We start from the raw sequence: 17326 nt of genomic DNA on the forward strand, positions 1-17326 counted from the left end.
ATCATGAAACTCGCTGCTCAAACCGCATTCAATGCTCAGTACCCGGTCGCATTCCGGCTGCGCCTGAAGCCGCTTGCCGCGATCGCTTTCTCGATGATGGCGTGCGGTGCGATTTCTCAAGCCGTGGCGGAGGCCGCGACAACGCCGCAAACCCAGACCGGCGCCGTCGATGAAGTCAGTTTCGACAACATGTATCTGCGCGGGGACGCGGGTACGGCCATCGACACCAGCCGTTTCACGCGCGGCAACGCGGTGACCCCGGGAACGTATTCGGTCGACCTGATCGTGAATGGCGCGCGTCTGGCGCGTGAAGACATTCGCTTTGTTTCAACCGACGGCAAGCTGGGCTCAACGCCTTGTTTCAACCGCGCGCTGTTGCAGCGCGCGGGCGTGGATCTGGCGAAGGCCGATGCGGCCGCGGGACGTGGCGCGGCAACGACTGCGGCAACAACTACTGCCCACGCCGACACCTGCGCTGAAATTGGCGCCATCGTACCGGGCGCGACGGTCGATTTCGACTTCACGCAGCAGACGCTCGAACTGAGCGTGCCGCAAGCGTTCATGAAGAACTCGGCACGCGGTTATGTGCCGCCCGAACAGTGGGACCAGGGCGTCAACGGTGGTTTCATCAGCTACAACGCGAACACGTATCACACGGCGAGCTCGGGCGTCGGTTCGAGCCAGAGCTACCTCGGCCTGAGCGCCGGCCTGAACATTGGCGCGTGGCATATCCGCCACCAATCGTCGATATCGACCGGAACCGGTCAAAAGACGCAATTCGACAACATCGCGACCTACGCGCAGCGCGACGTGACGAAGCTCGGGTCACAACTGACCGTGGGCGATACGAGCACGACCGGCGAGATCTTCGACAGCGTATCGTTTCGCGGCGTGCAACTGGCCACCGACGACCGCATGCTGCCTGAATCGATGCGCGGTTACGCGCCGGTCGTACGTGGTACCGCGGAAACGAACGCCCGCGTGACGATCCGTCAGAACGGCCAGGTGCTGGAGGAAACGAACGTCGCGCCGGGCCCGTTTGAAATCAACGATCTCTACTCGACCGGCTACGGCGGCGATCTGGTGGTGACCGTGACGGAAGCCGATGGCCGCAGCAAGGAATTCACGGTGCCGTTTGCGTCGGTGGCGCAATTGCTGCGCCCCGGCGTCACGCGTTTCAGCGCGACCGCCGGCCAGTTGCGCAACGATTCGCTCGATACGAAACCCGTCTTCGCCCAGTTCACGATTCAGCGCGGCCTGACCAACACGGTCACCGTTTACGGCGGCGCGGTCGCGTCGAGCGGGTACGGTGCAGTGAACGTGGGCGGTGCGTTGAACACGGGTATCGGCGCATTCTCGATGGACGTGACGGGCGCCTTCACCAGCATCCCGAACGCGCAGTCGATGCACGGCACGAGCTTGCGCGTGGGTTACAGCAAGTTCATCGCGGCAACAGATACGAACGTGTCGGTCGCGGCGTACCGCTTCTCGACGGCGGGTTACATGAACCTGAACGATGCCGCGTCGGTGCGGGATATTGCAGATCACGGTGGCGATATCAACTCGGTTTATCGGCAGCGTAACCGCATGCAGGTGTCGATCAATCAAAAGCTGGGCGACCACGGCACGATGTTCGTGACGGGTTCGTCGCAGAACTACTGGAACCACGGTGGTAACGACACGCTGTTCCAGGCCGGCTACACCAACGCGTTCAAGTACGGAACGTACAGCCTGACGGCTGGACGCACGCGGTCGATGGACGGCCAGATGTCGAACGAATTCATGCTGAGCACCACTATTCCGCTGGGCCACAAGGCGCATGCGCCGATGCTGACCACGACCGCCTCGCATACCTCCGACGGCGCGACGAACATGCAGGCGAACGTGAGTGGTTCGCTGGGTGAAACGAACCAGTTCTCGTACAACGGATATGGTACGTATAACGCGGGCGGCAGTTCGGCCAACAACGGCAACGCGGGTTTGAGCGCGACGTATCGGGCGCCTTATGCGACGTTGAATGCATCGGCGAGCGCGGGTGGCGGCACGCGTCAGGTGTCGGCCGGCGTGCAGGGTTCGGTGGTGGCGCATCCGGGCGGGGTGACTTTATCGCAGACGGTGGGCGACACGATCGGGATTGTAGAGGCGCCTGCTGCAGCCGGTGCGATGGTGACGAGTTCGCCGGGAACGAAGGTGGATTCACGCGGTTATGCGGTGGTTCCGTACTTGTCGCCTTACACCATGAACGAAGTGGATATTGATCCGAAGGGCACGTCCACCGATGTCGAATTTAAATCGACGTCAGCGCAAGTGGCGCCGCGTGCAGGCTCTATAGTGATGATGAAGTACGAGACGGTGAGTGGTCGGGCTGCATTGATTCAGGCGCCGAAACTGGGTGGTGGGACGTTACCATTTGGAGCGAGTGTGGAAGACGAACAAGGCAAGAGCGTGGGTGTGGTCGGTCAGGACAGCAGAATATTTGCACGGGGTCTTGAGGATCAGGGAGCGCTGACGGTGAAGTGGGGAAATGGCCCGGTCGAACAATGCCGGATTGCTTATACGCTGCCGAAGAAAGATGCGAAGGCGTATAACCCCGGGTATTTGTCGCTGCAGTCGCATTGCGTGTTGGGAAGTGAAATGGTGGCGAGTGGGAGGGGGGCGGTTGCAACAGTCGTTCCCGCGACCGCCGAGCGATAAGGCCATTGAAGGGGCCGCGTTCTCGACACGTCAGGCGGTAGGCAAACATCACATAACCGCAAGGTCACGTTCACGCGGTGTCAGGTGCCAAACTATGAGACGACGAATTTCATGTTGAAACGACTTGTGATAATCCTGTTTTGCCTGCTTCAGATAACGGTTGGCGTGTCAGTGTCGGTTGCAGCGACCACCGTGTGTTCTATAACGGGAGGCCTCAACTATGCTCCTGCCGTCACCGACAACCTTTTTCCGCGTGACGCTCCCATCGGCACGCAAAGTCCGCCTTACTCCACAACGGTGCAAATTGGATGCATTCCAGACAGCTCAAGTCACACGATACAGTTATATATATACGCGCCCAATGGCGTAAACGTAGCTGGAAACCAGTACTACTTCCAAACGAATCTCCCAGACGTTGCCGTTAGGTACATTATTGAAAATGCAACAGGCACCTCTTGTAGCCCGTACTCGGAAGGCTGGCCGTCGCAGGTCAAACAAGGTAAACGAACCATCAACTGCCCACTCGCGGCTTCCAGTACAGGCATTCCGCAAATATTCAGTCTAAAACTGACGGCTTATTTTTTGAAGCTCGGCACAGCTACAACCGGCAATTTGACGACGATCGCGCCAGTCATCATTAACGAATATTTGCCGGACGTTGGTGGTACGTTTAACCTGTTCTCAGGTGCCGCAAGTGGTACGTTTTCCATCGCCGCATGCACGGTCACGACACCTTCCATTGCCGTGACCATGCCGAAGACCTACACCTCCCGATTGCCGAACGTCGGATCAACCGATGGTGAAACGAGCCTGAACATAGGCCTGAACTGCGACGCAGGTGTCAAGGTGTACACCACGCTAACCGACGTGAGCACGCCTTTGAACAACACGACAACGCTGTCGCTCAGTTCGGACTCGACTGCGCAAGGTCTCGGTTACCAAATCCTTTATAACGCGACGCCCGTCAAGTTTGGCGTTGATTCGTCGGTACCGGGAAACGCGGGTCAGTTCGTGTTGACACCCGCGCAAACCACGGGCGGCACGGTGACAGTTCCGCTAACCGCCCGGTACATCCGTACAGGCAAGATTGGCAGCGGATCGGTGAACGCGAAGGCGACCTTCACCATGTCGTATCAATAGGAAACGTGAGCGGGACAAGGTCTATCACGAGACCGGCAGAGCGAAGCAACGGTATCGCACAATGACGCCGTTGCAAGCGCTGCGTGCGATGACTTCCGCCTTCGCGCTTTGCCTTAACGCGGCAACGCCGAGCCCGATTCTCCCGCCGCCGGCAGCAACGCATCGCTGTCGTCCTTGAGCTTGACGCCTGTCAGCTTCAGACGCCTCGCTTCGGTCAACAGGTAATGCAGCTTGAACGCTGCCGCGTCGTAACCAAGTCCTTCAGGCCGGACGTTTGAAATACAGTTGCGCTCCGCATCGCTTTTGCCGATGCGCGGCTCATAGGTCAGGTAGATACCGAGACTATCGGGCGAACTCAAACCCGGCCGTTCACCAATCAGCATCACTACGATCCGCGCCCGCAAAAGCTCACCGATACCATCGCCGAGTGCAACCCGCGCCTGCCTGGCGACGACAATCGGACCGATGCTGACGCCTTCCAGCTTCGAGCGCATCCGCTCAAGCAGCGGTACGGCATGACCCGCGACGGCATAGGCCGACAAACCATCGGCGACGACGAATACGATATCGAACGCAGCGGGCGCCGCGGCCGCGTAATCGCGCAGCCGTGCGGCGCTTTCATCGTTCAGTTTTCTGCCCAGATCCGGGCGCCGCAGATAATGATCGCGATCGGGGGCAGCGCTTTCAACGTCGAGCGTATCAAAACCCGCTGCACGCAACGATGCATGCAGGGCGTCTACATCGAGCGGTTGATGCACGGCGTCGCGGGCTTGCGCATGCGAAAGATTAAACGCAAGCAGCGGCGCCGTCGGCAGGCTGCTGCCCGCCCGGCCCAACGCAATGCGCGCATTGGTGAAGCGGCGCAACGCGTCCCACGGATTGGTGCTGACGGAAGAAGGGGGATCGTCGAAATCGGCCATCAGGCGCTTATCCATTCAAGCAGCGGTTGCGGTGCGGACTGGTTCAGCAATCTGCCGCGCGAATCGGCGATTCGCATCGATTCAAGCCAGGCCTCGAACTCCGGCGCGCGCCGCAAGCCGAGCACATTGCGAACATACAGCGCGTCGTGAAACGAGGTGCTTTGATAGTTCAGCATGATGTCATCCGCGCCGGGAATGCCCATGATGAAATTGACATTGGCGACACCGAGCAGCGTGAGCAGGTTGTCCATGTCGTCCTGATCGGCTTCAGCGTGATTCGTGTAGCAGATGTCGCAACCCATGGGGACACCGAGCAACTTGCCGCAAAAGTGATCTTCCAGTCCCGCGCGAATGATCTGCCGGCCGTCATACAAATACTCGGGGCCGATGAACCCGACCACCGTGTTGACCAGCAGCGGGCTGAACTTGCGGGCGACCGCGTAAGCGCGCACTTCGCAGGTTTGCTGATCGACGCCATGATGGGCATTGGCGGACAACGCGCTGCCCTGACCGGTTTCGAAATACATCAGGTCGTTGCCAACGGTGCCGCGTTTGAGCGACAACCCGGCTTCATGCGCTTCCTGAAGCAGCGCCAGCGAGACGCCAAAACTGCTGTTCGCTTTCTCGGTGCCTGCGATCGACTGGAACACGAGATCGACCGGCGCACCTTTCTCGATCGCGGCAATCGTGTTGGTCACATGCGTGAGCACGCATGATTGCGTGGGGACCTCGTAGCGTTGCCGGAAGTCGTCGATCATTACGAGCAGCGTCGTGATCGCGCTCAACGAATCCGACGCCGGATTGATACCGATCACGGCGTCGCCGCAGCCGTACATGAGGCCGTCGAGCATCGATGCGGCAATGCCCTTGACGTCGTCGGTCGGATGGTTCGGCTGCAAGCGCACCGACAGATGTCCGGGCAAGCCGATCGTATTGCGAAAGCGCGTGATGACCGGCCGTTTTTTCGCGGCGAGGATCAGGTCCTGGTTGCGCATGAGCTTCGATACGGCCGCGACCATCTCCGGTGTCAGCCCCGCGCTCACGCGGATCAGCGCGGCCGAGTCGGTGGTGTCCGCCAGCAGCCAGTTGCGGAAATCGCCCACGGTGAGATGCGAAATCTCGGCGAAAGCCTGGGGCGAATGATCGTCGATGATCAGGCGCGTGACCTCGTCACTCTCGTACGGGATCACGGCCTCGTTGAGGAAGGTGCGCAACGGCACTTGCGCCAGCGCCATCTTCGCCGCTACGCGTTCTTCTTCGGTATCGGCTGTCACGCCTGCCAACTGGTCGCCGGAACGCAGCGGGCTGGCTTTCGCCAGCAGCGTCTTCAGGTCGTCGAAACGGTAAGTCCGCAGACCGATGGTCTCGTTATAGGTCATCGTGTGATCCTTGTTCCAAGGCTTCTCCAGGCACTTATCCTGCGCTCGCCGGCCGGGTAGCACATCCGGCATCCGGCATCCGGCCGGCGAGCGCAGGTTGAGCCGCATCCTTCGGCGATGACCGGGGCCGGTGGCCGATCCAGGCGTCGATCTCGAAGTATGCGGCGAAACGATGAACAGCCAAAAATGCGGAAATGGTAATTTGAATGGAGCAGGCAGTGTATCCATGCCGGATCGCCGGTCTGGACGGCGCGCCGGGCGCATCGCGACCCGATTTTCCGCGTGCGATAATCCCGATCTTCCCATCCGGCCACTTTTGCGCGGCGCACCTTGAAAAACCTGCTTGTTTCCCTCGATCGCCTGGCCGATTTCGACGAGATCGTCGACGTCCGCACGCCGCTCGAATTCGCGGACGACCATATCCCCGGCGCGATCAACGCCCCCGTGCTGAGCAATGAGGAGCGGGTGCTGGTCGGTACGATGTACAAGCAGGTGTCGCCGTTCGAAGCGTCCCGCGTGGGCGCTGCGCTGGTCGCGCGCAATATCGCGCAGCACCTCGATACGACCTTTGCCGACCGGCCGCGCAACTGGCGTCCGCTGATTTATTGCTGGCGCGGCGGTACCCGGTCCGGCTCCGTTACCACGGTGTTCAGCATGATCGGCTGGCAGGCGCGGCAACTGGCGGGCGGGTATAAGACCTACCGGCGCGCGACGCTCGATACGCTCGACCATTTGCCCGCCACGTTCCGATATATCGCGCTGACAGGCCCCACCGGCAGCGGCAAAACGCGTCTGTTGCACGCATTGCACGAGGCCGGTGCGCAGACGCTGGATCTGGAACAACTGGCGGCACATCGCGGCTCCCTGCTCGGCGCGTTGCCGGGTGAGCGGCAACCATCGCAGAAATGGTTCGACACGCTGCTGGTCTGCGCGCTACGCGGCTTCGATCCGGCCCGGCCGGTGTTCGTCGAGGCGGAGAGCAGGCGGATCGGCACGATCTCCTTGCCCCTCGCGCTGCTGGACACGTTTCACCGCGGCGCGTGTGTCGAGGTCGAGGCAAGCCGCGAGGATCGCGCCACATTCCTGCTGCACGATTACGCTCATCTTTTCCAGGATCCGGAGTCATTCAAGCAGCAACTGTCGCGGCTGATCGGGCTGCATAGCCGCGAGCGGGTGAGCGGCTGGCATGCGTTGATCGACGCGGGTCGGGAGGCGGAGCTTGCCCGCGAACTGATCGACCTGCATTACGATCCGGCCTACGCGCGCAGCAGTCACCAGAATTTCAGCGAATTGCCGCACGCCACGCACATGCTGTTCCGGCCGAACGACGCCGATGTGGTCGAGCAGGCAAGGGCGCTGCTGGCACGGCTTGAGGCCGTGCCTGTTACCTCAGCCTGATGCCGTTTCAATCCAATCCAATACAAACTACCCAAGACCATGCAATCCACTCTTCGACAACCCCGCGTCGCGCTCGGCTGGATCACGTTCCTGCTGATCGCGGTCGTGGGCCTGTTTTACGTCAAATGGTTTCCTTACTACAACCGTGCGTTCGTGGCGGCCAGTCAGCATTCCATCGGCAAATCAATCCTGATGGGCACCGCCGCGAGCGCGCCCGCGCCGTCGTGGCAGGCGGCTATCGACTATGCCATCGCCTATGGCAAGGCGATCTGGCAGGCAATGGTGCTGGGGCTTCTGCTCGGCTCGGCGGTGCAGGCGCTGATTCCGCCGCAATGGGTGGCGCGCGCGCTCGGCAAGAGCGGCTTCGGCAGCGTGGTGAACGGCGGCCTGATGTCGCTGCCGGGCATGATGTGTACCTGTTGCGCCGCGCCGGTGGTGGCCGGCCTGCGGGCGCGTCAGGCGGCGCCGGGAGCGGCTATCGCGTTCTGGCTCGGTAACACCGTGCTGAACCCGGCCACGCTGATTTTCATGGGCTTCGTGCTCGGCTGGCAATGGATGGGACTGCGGCTCGCGCTTGGCGTACTGATGGTGTTCGGTCTGGGTTACGCCGTGAACCGGATGGTGACGCCCAAGGAAGCTGAAGCGTCGCGCATCGAGATGGCGAAGCTGGTCACAACGGAAGATCCGGGTACGGCATTCACGCGCTGGGTTCGCATTCTCGGACGCATGACGATCCGGCTTGTGCCCGAATACATTGTGCTCGTGCTGGTGCTTGGTGCCGCGCGGGCGTGGCTGTTTCCGCATATTGGTCCGAATATCGACAATAGCGTGCTGTGGATTGTGGGACTTGCTATTGCCGGCACGTTGTTCGTGATCCCGACAGCGGGCGAAGTGCCGATCATCCAGGCAATGCTGTCGCTCGGCATGTCCGTCGGTCCCGCAGGCGCGTTGCTGATGACGCTGCCGCCGGTCAGCTTGCCGTCGGTCGCGATGCTCGGCCGTTCTTTTCCGCCGCGCGTACTGACGTTCGTGGCCGTTGCGGTGGTGGGGTTCGGGATTGTCGCGGGGCTGCTTGCTGTGGCGCTGGGGTTCTAGGCGCGCGTGATGTAATTCGTAGCGTCCACGACACGAGAGGCCGGTTTCAACGCGAGTTGAAACCGGCCTCTTTTTCATGAGTATGAGTATCAGTATCAGCTGCTGATTGCAGCGGATGCGCGCGGCTGAATGCCCCTGCCACGTTCTAACGCGTAGCCGCCTGAATCAGCAGCTTGAACGGCAGCGCCAGCAGCATCGCGCCGCCTACGCCGACGCACCAGAGCGCGACGAACCACAACGTACTCTTGAGCCGCGAAGACCCGCGGCGGTCGCCGCCATTCTTAGTGATAGTGATGTTCGCCATGGCGCACCTTGCCGCGAAAAACCCAGTAACCCAGCGTCGTGTAAGCGATGATCACGGGCAAGATCACCGCCGCGCCAATGAGCGTGAACATCTGGCTCGAATGCGGAGCCGCGAGTTCCCAGAGGGACACGCCGGGGAAGATGGCATGGGGCGAAATGCTCGCCACCAGGCCGCTATAACCGAGCAGCACGAACGCCAGCGCCATCATGAATGGCCGTGTTTCGTGCCGTGAACGGATGGACCGGCGCATCAGCCACGCACACGCGATCACGAGCACCGGTACCGGCAGGAATCGATAGAACCAGGGGGTATCGAACCAGCGCGTTGCAATGCCCGCGTCCTGCAGCGGTGTCCAGATACTGACAACCACAATGGTCCCGAGTTGCAGCAGCGTCAACGGCCACACGATCCGGTAAAAGCGGCGTTGCAGATCGCCTTCCGTTTTTGCGATCAGCCAGCAGCAGCCCAGCAGCGCATAGGTGACCACGAGCGCGAGTCCGGTGAACATGCTGAACGGGGTGAACCAGGTGAAGGCATCGCCGGAAAAACGGCCATCCGTGACCGGAATGCCATTGAGAAATGCGCCGAGCGTCACGCCCTGGAAGAACGTCGCACCCGCCGATCCGCCGATAAACGCAAGATCCCACATGTGCTTTGTACGAGTCGCCTTCGATCTGATCTCGAACGTAACGCCGCGAAAGATCAGGCAGACCAGCATGAACATCAACGGCAGATAAAGCCCGGACAGCACGGTTGAATAGATCATGGGGAACGCCGCGAACAGGCCCGCGCCGCCCAGCACGAGCCAGGTCTCGTTGCCGTCCCAGACCGGTGCGACGGTGTTCATCATGACGTCGCGATCACGCGCTTCGGGGAAGAATGGAAACAGAATGCCGATGCCGAGATCGAAGCCATCGAGCACGACATACATCAGCACGCCCAGCGCGATGATCGCGGCCCACGTCAGGGACAAGTCCATCTCATGCTCCTTCGATTGAATGCGTCGCGGCGGACAGCGGCCGGCGCGCGGTAAGGTTGTCGTCGTCCATGCGCGGTGCGTGCGTGATCGTGCCGTGCGTGCCGGGCAATGCCGGGCCGGTTCTAAGCAGCTTGAGCAGGTAGTAGATGCCGGTACCGAACACGAGCGTATAAACAATCACGAAGATCAGCAGCGTCACGCCCACTTGTTGCGCGGTCACCGGCGACACGGCCTGCGCCGTGCGCATGACGCCGTACACCACCCACGGCTGACGACCCGCTTCCGTCGTCACCCAGCCGGCGAGCAGCGAGATGAAACCCGACGGTCCCATCACGAGCACGAAGCGCTGGAACATCTTCGATTCGAACAGGTTATTTTTTCGCCGTAGTACGAAGCCGGCCACGCTCATCAGGATCATCAGGACACCTAGCCCGGCCATGACCCGGAAGCTCCAGAACACAATGGTCGAGTTCGGCCGATCCTCTTTCGGAAACGACTTGAGCCCGCGGATTTCACCGTCCCAGCTATGCGTGAGGATCAGGCTGCCCAAGTGCGGAATCGACACGGCGTATTTCGTGGTTTCGGCTTCCATGTCCGGGATGCCGAAGAGGTTCAGCGCAGTGCCGCCTTTCTCCGTATCCCACAGGCCTTCAATAGCCGCGATCTTGGCCGGTTGATATTCGCGCGTGTTGAGGCCGTGCTGGTCGCCGACCATGGCCTGAAGCGGGGTGAGCACCAGCAGCAGCCAGAGCGACATCGAAAACATCTTCCTGATGGCCGGGTCCTTGCGTCCTTTCAGCAAGTGATAAGCCGCGCAAGCGGCCACCACGAGCGCCGCGACAATGAACGCCGCGATCGCCATATGCGAAAGCCGGTATGGAAACGACGGGTTGAAAATGATCTTGAACCAGCTCACCGGCACGACATGATCGCCTTCGATACGGAACCCCTGCGGCGTCTGCATCCAGCTATTCGATGCAAGAATCCAGAATGTCGAGATCAGCGTGCCGATGGCGACCATCAGCGTGGCGCCGAAGTGCGCTTTCGGACCGACCTTGTTCCAGCCGAACAGCATGATGCCGAGGAATCCCGCTTCCAGGAAAAACGCGGTCATCACTTCATAGGCGAGCAGCGGGCCGGTGATCGGGCCGGCAAAGCTCGAAAAGCCGCCCCAGTTGGTGCCGAACTCGTAGCTCATCACGACACCGGACACCACACCCATACCGAACGCGACGGCGAACACCTTCGACCAGAACAGGCATAACTCCTTGTAGACCGGCTTACCGGTTTTGAGCCAGGCGCCTTCGAGCACAGCGATAAAACTCGCCAGCCCGATGCTCAGCGCCGGGAAAACGATGTGGAAAGAAACCGTAAAAGCGAACTGGATACGCGCTAGATCGAGCGCTTGCTGAGTGGCATGCATGGCAGGTTGTGCAGCCATCGCGGGCGCGCTCGAAACGAGCTCGCGGGCGGGCGCTGGTTGGTTGGACTGAGTACGACGGAAGCGACTCTAAGCCAGTTTTTGAGATGAATGGTGCGGCGCGGCAGGGGGCAGGAATGTGCGGAAATGTCGCAATTTTTAGGATGGGTGATCTGTAACTAGCTGTTTATAAATTGTTTTTTTGAGAGATCGGATTAATGCCCAAAACCGGCGGTCTTCCGATTCCGCGACAATCAACCGCACTGCGTCAAAGACGGTCCGCCGCGTGGCGGCGACGAAGGGCGCGTTTGGCGCGTAGCATGCCGCGAGGTTATCAGCGCGATTCTCCGGTGGTGTGCCGGCATACGCCGGGTACCATGACGGAACAGCATCGCAGGCGTTTTCCGGGCCGGAATAACCGCTCTGCAGCAAAGCCAGCCAAACACCGCGACGGGAGAAAAACCATGCGTCTTGATGACGAAGCAGAGAGCCGCAATGTGGAGGACCGGCGTGGGGCCGGGGGTGGCGGATTTCGCATTGGCGGAGGGCGCTCGATCGGTATCGGCACGATTGTCGTGGCGTTGGCGGCCGCCTATTTTTTCGGTATCGATCCCATGCTGATCCTGAGTGGCGGTTCAACCGGGCAGAGTGGTTCATACAGTCAGCAGCAGCCGCAGACGCAGCAACGGCAGATGGACCCGCGCGCTCAGCCGCAGGCAAGCGCGAGCGATCAAGACGCCGTGTTCGTGCGCCGGGTGCTCGGCAACACCGAGCGCACGTGGCAGCAGATTTTCCGGACCCGCTACAACCAGGATTACCCGGCGCCCAAGCTCGTCCTCTTCACCGGCGGCACTGCGACCGCGTGCGGAACCGGCCAGTCAGCCATGGGGCCGTTCTATTGCCCGAACGACCGGACGGTGTACATCGACTTGTCGTTCTATCGGGAGTTGCGCGACCGCTTTGGTGCGGGCGGAGATTTTGCGCAGGCGTACGTGATTGCGCACGAAGTCGGCCACCATGTGCAGAACGTGCTCGGCATCATGAATAAAGTCGATACCGCCCGGCAACGGATGTCGCGGGAACAGGCCAACCAGTTGTCGGTGCGTGTCGAGTTGCAGGCGGATTGTTTCGCGGGTGTCTGGGCCAACGTGGCGCAGAGGAACAACGCGAAGCTGATCGAGCCCGGTGACTTCCAGGAAGGGCTGAACGCGGCGGGAGCAATAGGCGACGACCGGTTGCAGAAGGAGACGCAGGGACGCGTGGTTCCGGAAGCGTTTACGCATGGCACGAGCGCGCAGCGGCAGCGCTGGTTGAATCGCGGACTGGCGACGGGCGATCTGGGGCAGTGCGACACATTCGGCGCCAGAACGCTCTGAGCGCTGTGTTTTGCCAGCAGCCGCATGACGCAATTTTCAATGCGAAGGCGCTCGCACGTTCGGCGCTTTGTTCATGAAAGACCGTGAAACAGTAGTGAAAACCGCTATTTCGACGGATAATTCGGGCAGAACGCGCAGCGCAGAACTTACAAATACTGACAGCGCGGCTTTACGCCAATTTACAGAATTCCGGCTTTCAAATCGATCTTGACCCGAACGGCTTTCGATCTGCCGAACGCGGCACGGGTCAAGCGAGCCAGCCGACCAGCGCCACGGATTCAGGTGTTCCATCTGAATCCGTGGCGCTGGCGAAATAAAGGTCCCATAGCATCCCCATGAAGCGAATCCTGATTGTCAAGGTGACATCATTGGGCGATATCGTAGAGACGCAGCCTGTGGTCTCCGATCTTCGCCGTGCATTTCCGTCCGCCAAGATCGACTGGGCGGCAGACGCGGCCTTCGCCGACATCATTCGCTGGAATCCGGCCGTGGACCGAGTGTTGAGCGCGCCGCTGCGCAAGTTTAAAAAAGCGCGCAGCTGGGCGGATTTGAAAGACATTGCCGCGTCTATCGGAGAACTGCGGGCCGAGAAGTACGACGTTATTCTCGATATCCACGGCGTGTACAAGAGCGCGATCATTGCGTTCCTGGCTCGCGGGCGCCGGCGTTATGGCTACAAGAACAAGGATCTGGGCGAACTCGGCGCGGCGTTTGCGTACAACAAACGCTTCGGGCCGCGGCCGAAAACGGACGCGTGGCGCGGCATGCGCGTGAGCGTGGCCGACGCGCTGGGTTACACGCTCGACGAAACCCCTGACTTCAATCTTCGTCTGCCGCCGCTGGCTACGCCGTTGCAGCTTCCTCAGGGCGCGCCCATCGCCATGCTGTTCCACGCTACCTCAGCCGATGAAAAGAAATGGCCGATCGACCGATGGGCCGAGACGGGGCGTTCTCTGACGGCGCGGGGTTATCGGATCGCGTTGCCGTGGGGTACCGAAGGCGAGCGCCGGGAGGGCGAGCAGATTGCGGCGCTCGTGCCGGGTGCGATCGTTTTGCCGAAGCTGACGGTGACCGAATGCGCGCATTGCATCGAGGCGTCGGCGCTGGTCGTGGGCATGGATACGGGGCTGGTCCACCTGGCGTATGCGCTGGGCCGGCCCACGGTGATGATTTTCACGGCAACGTCGCGCGGGCATTTCGGCATTGGCTCGTCGACGCATTCGGTGTCTGTCGGCGACCAGCGTGCTCCGCCCGATGTCGCGACGGTGCTGGAAGCAATAGAGGGCGTGTTGACGGGAACGGTGGCGTCCGCAGCGCACGATGTAGCGACGGGCGCCGTGTCTTGATTCGAGTCGTTAAAGCATCCCGACGAGCGCGTTCAAGCGGCCGAAAACCCTTCCGGGAACAGGCGTCCGAGCGCTGCTTCAAAATGTTCGATGGGCGCCGCGCCGCGCAACGCGATGGGCGGCGGCGGTTCCTGATCGCCCACGCCGTCACGCGACAGCACGACGAACGGCACGCCTGTCACGCCGAGCTTCTTCGCAAACTCTTCGTCTTCGATCACCGCGTCGGTGAGTTCATCGCCGAGCAATGCTTCTTCCAGCGATTCCGGATCGATGCTGCAGGTAGCGGCAATATCCAGCAGCGCATCGGTATCGCCGATATCGATGCCATCCTCGAAATACGCCTTGAAGATTGCACGATGCACAGCGTCGAAACGGCCCGATTCGCGCGCGAAAAATGCGGTCTCGAACGCCTTGCGGCTATTCGGTTGAACCGGCGGGAGGCGCAGCAACAAACCGCGTTCGTTGGCTATCGGGTAGACGGAGTTTTCCCAGGTTTCATGCAGGAAGTCGCTATTCGGATCGAGCGGGGGCGTGGGTTCGGGGCGCAGTTCGAACGCGTGCCAGCGGACTTCAACCGCGTCGCCATAGGTCTGCTTGAACTGGTCGATAACTGGCACTTCCAGATAGCAGAAAGGGCAGACGAAATCCGACCAGACGTCGAGGTACAGCTTGGAGCTTGTCATATCAGGGCGGTCCAGAATTGGTCCAAATTAGTCCAAAATTCTACCCGACATTGGACTTTAGCCCCGTCCGCTCTTTACGCGGGCTTTCGCGGTCAGGCGATGTCATTTCTGCTGGCTGCCGGTCCACAAGCTGGGTTCCTGGATGCTTTCGGATAGTTGTCGCCGAAAGGGAGACGACACCCGTTCGTGATAGGATCCGCCCACTATTAAACAGGGGGCCGCAATGGCATTCAAAGAAACGAAGGGCAATAAGACCGTTGAGGCACTCGTAATGCCGGCACCGGGTGCAATGTTCAAGGGCTATATCCGCGTTGTCACGGAACACGTAAACGGGCCCATTGGGCAGACAATTGGACGTGGATGTGGTCGTCCGGTCAAAACCGAGCAGGCTGCGCTTGAACTCGCTGAGATCGAAGCACGCCGGGTAATCTCGGGCAAGTAAGTTGGAAAAGCAGCTCTGAGCGACCGCTCGGAGCTGGCTGGAGGCGTCACGTTTGTTAGTATCTGCCCCGCGTCCATGCTGCAAGGGCTTTCGAAGCTATAAAAGCCACAAACACCCTCTGTAAAATTCTGTATTCCTCTGCTTTTCGCGCTTAAAACCCACCGTCCAGTTCGATCTTCGTGCCGTCGCTGAAGCGGCTCAGCCGGAATGCTCGCGGGTCCACCAACGGTTTGTCGTTCGCGACCAGATCGGCCATCAGCTTCCCGGCACCCGGCCCGATCCCGAAGCCGTGACCCGAAAAACCGGTGGCGATAAACATGCCCGGAACCTGTTCTGCGGCCGATATCACCGGCACCGCGTCCGGCGTGACGTCGATATAACCCGCCCACGCCTGCGCCACTTTCACGTTTCCAAGCGCCGGAAAGAGGGCACGGAACGCGTTGATGGCGACATCGTTGAATTTTTGGGTGGGTGCCGGATCGAGCGTGCGCACGGTTTCGAAGACGGTCGGCTGGTCGAGTCGCCATGTCCGAGGCTGGCGCAACGCCTCGAAGAATCGCTCGCCGAACGCGAAGTCCATCGACCTGAACTGGCTTTTCAGCGCCGGGAGGTATTGGCTGAATAGCCGGAAGCTGTCGGGGGTAATCTCGGCCAGGCTGCGGAACGCATTCGCGATCGTGTAGCCGCCATCCAGCCGTTTGCGGTATCCGACCGTCTGGTTGCAAGCACTGACTTCGGGGCCGCCGTCGACCGGTTCCGTGCGCAGTACCGACGACCTCACACTCAGCTGCGGCAGTTCAACGCCAACGCTGCCGGCGAACAAGCGTGTCCACGCACCGCCCGCTACCACCACGCTCGAGCAGCGGATCGGGCCGTATTCGGTCACGACGCCACTGATCGCACCCGCGCTCGTTTCGATGCCGCGCACCGCGCACGGCGTTAAAACCTTTACGCCCTTGGCGCGCAGCGCGTGGGCAATGGCGGGTGCCGCGCGCTGCGGTTCCGCCCGGCCGTCGGAAGGCGTGTAGATGCCGCCGGGAAACTTGCATGCGGCGCCCGGCATCAGCGCGGCCGTCTCGTCGCTCGATGTGATGCGTGAGTCGATACCCTCGCGGCCCACCAGCCCGACAGCGCGTGCCAGCCAGTTTTCGTGATCGGCGAGGCCCTTGAGGTCGTCGGCGGCGTAGAGGATGCCGCATTGCCGGAAACCCGTGTCAATGTCGAGCGTCCGGTCCAGCTCGCGCCACAGCTTGAGGCTTTCGAGACTGAGTTCCAGCTCGCGCAAATCGCGGTGCGTCGCGCGGCACCAGCCCCAGTTGCGGCTGGATTGCTCGCCGGCAATATGGCCTTTCTCGCAGACGGCTACCGAAATGCCCTTCCCGGCGAGAAAAAGGGCCGTGCTCACACCAATAATGCCGCCGCCGATAACGACAACATCGACACGCTCGGGTAAATCACGATCTTCGATGACTTCAACTACTTGTGGACCCATCTATCCTCCTTAATAGGGCAGGCGCGAGTGCAGGCTCGGGAAAATGGGCCTCGGCAACTGCCCGCTGTGCTTTCGGGCATCCTGTGTGCTTTGCTCTACCGATGGCCCGTCAAAAGCCGACCCTTGTGCAACCGGCTTGACGGTCGATTCCATGCTGCGGCGTTATGCGCGGCATATCCCCCCTGACTTTCTGGAGAACACTTGTGCAAAAGACAGCATCGGCCAAATGGAGTGGCGGCATCAAGGACGGTAAAGGTTACATTTCGACGCAAACCGGCGTGTTGAAGGACGCGCCCTACGGTTTTGCATCGCGCTTCGAAGGCGGCCCCGGTACGAATCCCGAAGAACTGATCGGCGCCGCGCATTCGGGTTGTTTCACGATGGCGCTGTCCCTGCAACTCACGCAGGCGGGCCTCACGGCGGAAAGCCTCGAGACGAAGTCTACCGTGACGCTGGAGAAGGACGGCGACGGGTTCTCCATCACCGCCTGCCATCTGGATTTGAAAGGTAAAGTGCCCGGCACAGACAAAGCGACGTTTGAGAAGCTCGCGAACGCGGCGAAAGAGGGCTGCCCGGTGTCCAAGCTGTTCGCTGGAAACGCGAAGATCACGCTGAACACGGAATTCGTTTCCTGAGTTTCGTTTGACCGAGGCACTCA

The 17326-nt window shown here is 60.9% G+C and carries 15 protein-coding genes; 8 read left to right on the top strand and 7 right to left on the bottom strand.

Going from position 1 to position 17326, the window contains the following annotated elements:
* The first annotated feature begins 3 nt into the window (after window positions 1-3).
* Window positions 4-2694: a fimbria/pilus outer membrane usher protein gene (locus ACSQ8V_RS22925; protein ID WP_436207258.1), complete on the top strand. Its 2691-nt coding sequence runs from the start codon at window positions 4-6 to the stop codon at window positions 2692-2694.
* A gap of 582 nt (window positions 2695-3276) precedes the next feature.
* A complete protein-coding gene (locus ACSQ8V_RS22930; protein WP_436207259.1) occupies window positions 3277-3834 on the top strand; it encodes a fimbrial protein in 558 nt (185 codons plus the stop codon).
* Window positions 3835-3947: 113 nt separating this feature from the next.
* Here ACSQ8V_RS22930 and eutC read toward each other — a convergent pair whose 3' ends face one another.
* On the bottom strand, window positions 3948-4769 hold the full coding sequence (eutC, locus tag ACSQ8V_RS22935; protein WP_436207260.1) for an ethanolamine ammonia-lyase subunit EutC: 822 nt from the start codon (window positions 4767-4769) through the stop codon (window positions 3948-3950).
* On the bottom strand, window positions 4754-6133 hold the full coding sequence (locus ACSQ8V_RS22940) for an ethanolamine ammonia-lyase subunit EutB (RefSeq protein WP_436207261.1): 1380 nt from the start codon (window positions 6131-6133) through the stop codon (window positions 4754-4756). Before ACSQ8V_RS22940 ends, eutC begins: the two co-directional genes overlap by 16 nt.
* A gap of 330 nt (window positions 6134-6463) precedes the next feature.
* Between ACSQ8V_RS22940 and mnmH the strand changes: the two genes are divergently transcribed.
* A complete protein-coding gene (gene mnmH, locus ACSQ8V_RS22945) occupies window positions 6464-7531 on the top strand; it encodes a tRNA 2-selenouridine(34) synthase MnmH (protein WP_436207262.1) in 1068 nt (355 codons plus the stop codon).
* A gap of 39 nt (window positions 7532-7570) precedes the next feature.
* The gene (locus ACSQ8V_RS22950; RefSeq protein ID WP_213762217.1) at window positions 7571-8626 is read left to right on the top strand and encodes a permease; all 1056 of its coding nucleotides are present in this window, start codon (window positions 7571-7573) and stop codon (window positions 8624-8626) included.
* Between the two features lie 145 nt (window positions 8627-8771).
* On the opposite strand, the gene ACSQ8V_RS22955 is transcribed toward ACSQ8V_RS22950, so the two are convergent.
* Genes ACSQ8V_RS22955 through ACSQ8V_RS22965 form a run of 3 tightly spaced genes read right to left on the bottom strand, consistent with a single transcriptional unit; the run spans window position 8772 to window position 11332 of the window.
* Window positions 8772-8930 (bottom strand): hypothetical protein, encoded by a 159-nt coding sequence (locus ACSQ8V_RS22955; RefSeq protein ID WP_436183827.1) that lies wholly within the window; start codon window positions 8928-8930, stop codon window positions 8772-8774.
* On the bottom strand, window positions 8908-9909 hold the full coding sequence (gene cydB / locus ACSQ8V_RS22960) for a cytochrome d ubiquinol oxidase subunit II (RefSeq protein WP_436207263.1): 1002 nt from the start codon (window positions 9907-9909) through the stop codon (window positions 8908-8910). Before cydB ends, ACSQ8V_RS22955 begins: the two co-directional genes overlap by 23 nt.
* Window position 9910: 1 nt before the next feature.
* The gene (locus ACSQ8V_RS22965) at window positions 9911-11332 is read right to left on the bottom strand and encodes a cytochrome ubiquinol oxidase subunit I (RefSeq protein ID WP_436207992.1); all 1422 of its coding nucleotides are present in this window, start codon (window positions 11330-11332) and stop codon (window positions 9911-9913) included.
* 461 nt (window positions 11333-11793) lie between these two features.
* On the opposite strand from ACSQ8V_RS22965, the gene ypfJ reads away from it, so the two are divergent.
* A complete protein-coding gene (ypfJ, locus tag ACSQ8V_RS22970) occupies window positions 11794-12705 on the top strand; it encodes a KPN_02809 family neutral zinc metallopeptidase (RefSeq protein WP_436207264.1) in 912 nt (303 codons plus the stop codon).
* A gap of 335 nt (window positions 12706-13040) precedes the next feature.
* A complete protein-coding gene (waaC, locus tag ACSQ8V_RS22975; RefSeq protein ID WP_436207265.1) occupies window positions 13041-14051 on the top strand; it encodes a lipopolysaccharide heptosyltransferase I in 1011 nt (336 codons plus the stop codon).
* Between the two features lie 32 nt (window positions 14052-14083).
* Here the strand turns inward: waaC and ACSQ8V_RS22980 are convergent, their stop codons facing one another.
* The gene (locus tag ACSQ8V_RS22980; RefSeq protein ID WP_436207266.1) at window positions 14084-14734 is read right to left on the bottom strand and encodes a DsbA family oxidoreductase; all 651 of its coding nucleotides are present in this window, start codon (window positions 14732-14734) and stop codon (window positions 14084-14086) included.
* Between the two features lie 223 nt (window positions 14735-14957).
* Here ACSQ8V_RS22980 and ACSQ8V_RS22985 point away from each other — a divergent pair, with 223 nt between their 5' ends.
* A complete protein-coding gene (locus ACSQ8V_RS22985) occupies window positions 14958-15176 on the top strand; it encodes a hypothetical protein (protein ID WP_158934984.1) in 219 nt (72 codons plus the stop codon).
* A 151-nt stretch (window positions 15177-15327) separates the two neighbouring features.
* On the opposite strand, the gene ACSQ8V_RS22990 is transcribed toward ACSQ8V_RS22985, so the two are convergent.
* On the bottom strand, window positions 15328-16668 hold the full coding sequence (locus ACSQ8V_RS22990; RefSeq protein ID WP_436207267.1) for an NAD(P)/FAD-dependent oxidoreductase: 1341 nt from the start codon (window positions 16666-16668) through the stop codon (window positions 15328-15330).
* Between the two features lie 203 nt (window positions 16669-16871).
* On the opposite strand from ACSQ8V_RS22990, the gene ACSQ8V_RS22995 reads away from it, so the two are divergent.
* Window positions 16872-17303 carry an OsmC family protein gene (locus ACSQ8V_RS22995; protein WP_346730437.1) on the top strand — a complete coding sequence of 144 codons (432 nt, stop codon included), beginning with the start codon at window positions 16872-16874 and terminating at the stop codon, window positions 17301-17303.
* The last annotated feature ends 23 nt before the right edge of the window (window positions 17304-17326 follow it).

Origin of the sequence: Caballeronia sp. LjRoot31, from assembly GCF_964253885.1 — a bacterium.
Taxonomy (GTDB): domain Bacteria; phylum Pseudomonadota; class Gammaproteobacteria; order Burkholderiales; family Burkholderiaceae; genus Caballeronia.

What these genes read in the sequence shown, in the direction of transcription:
- ACSQ8V_RS22925 (WP_436207258.1), top strand. Translation starts at nt 4, where the DNA reads ATGAAACTCGCTGCTCAAACCGCATTCAATGCTCAGTACCCGGTCGCA.
- eutC (WP_436207260.1), bottom strand. Translation starts at nt 4,769, where the DNA reads ATGGATAAGCGCCTGATGGCCGATTTCGACGATCCCCCTTCTTCCGTC.
- ACSQ8V_RS22940 (WP_436207261.1), bottom strand. Translation starts at nt 6,133, where the DNA reads ATGACCTATAACGAGACCATCGGTCTGCGGACTTACCGTTTCGACGAC.
- ACSQ8V_RS22950 (WP_213762217.1), top strand. Translation starts at nt 7,571, where the DNA reads ATGCAATCCACTCTTCGACAACCCCGCGTCGCGCTCGGCTGGATCACG.
- ACSQ8V_RS22955 (WP_436183827.1), bottom strand. Translation starts at nt 8,930, where the DNA reads ATGGCGAACATCACTATCACTAAGAATGGCGGCGACCGCCGCGGGTCT.
- cydB (WP_436207263.1), bottom strand. Translation starts at nt 9,909, where the DNA reads ATGGACTTGTCCCTGACGTGGGCCGCGATCATCGCGCTGGGCGTGCTG.
- ACSQ8V_RS22965 (WP_436207992.1), bottom strand. Translation starts at nt 11,332, where the DNA reads ATGCATGCCACTCAGCAAGCGCTCGATCTAGCGCGTATCCAGTTCGCT.
- ypfJ (WP_436207264.1), top strand. Translation starts at nt 11,794, where the DNA reads ATGCGTCTTGATGACGAAGCAGAGAGCCGCAATGTGGAGGACCGGCGT.
- waaC (WP_436207265.1), top strand. Translation starts at nt 13,041, where the DNA reads ATGAAGCGAATCCTGATTGTCAAGGTGACATCATTGGGCGATATCGTA.
- ACSQ8V_RS22980 (WP_436207266.1), bottom strand. Translation starts at nt 14,734, where the DNA reads ATGACAAGCTCCAAGCTGTACCTCGACGTCTGGTCGGATTTCGTCTGC.
- ACSQ8V_RS22985 (WP_158934984.1), top strand. Translation starts at nt 14,958, where the DNA reads ATGGCATTCAAAGAAACGAAGGGCAATAAGACCGTTGAGGCACTCGTA.
- ACSQ8V_RS22990 (WP_436207267.1), bottom strand. Translation starts at nt 16,668, where the DNA reads ATGGGTCCACAAGTAGTTGAAGTCATCGAAGATCGTGATTTACCCGAG.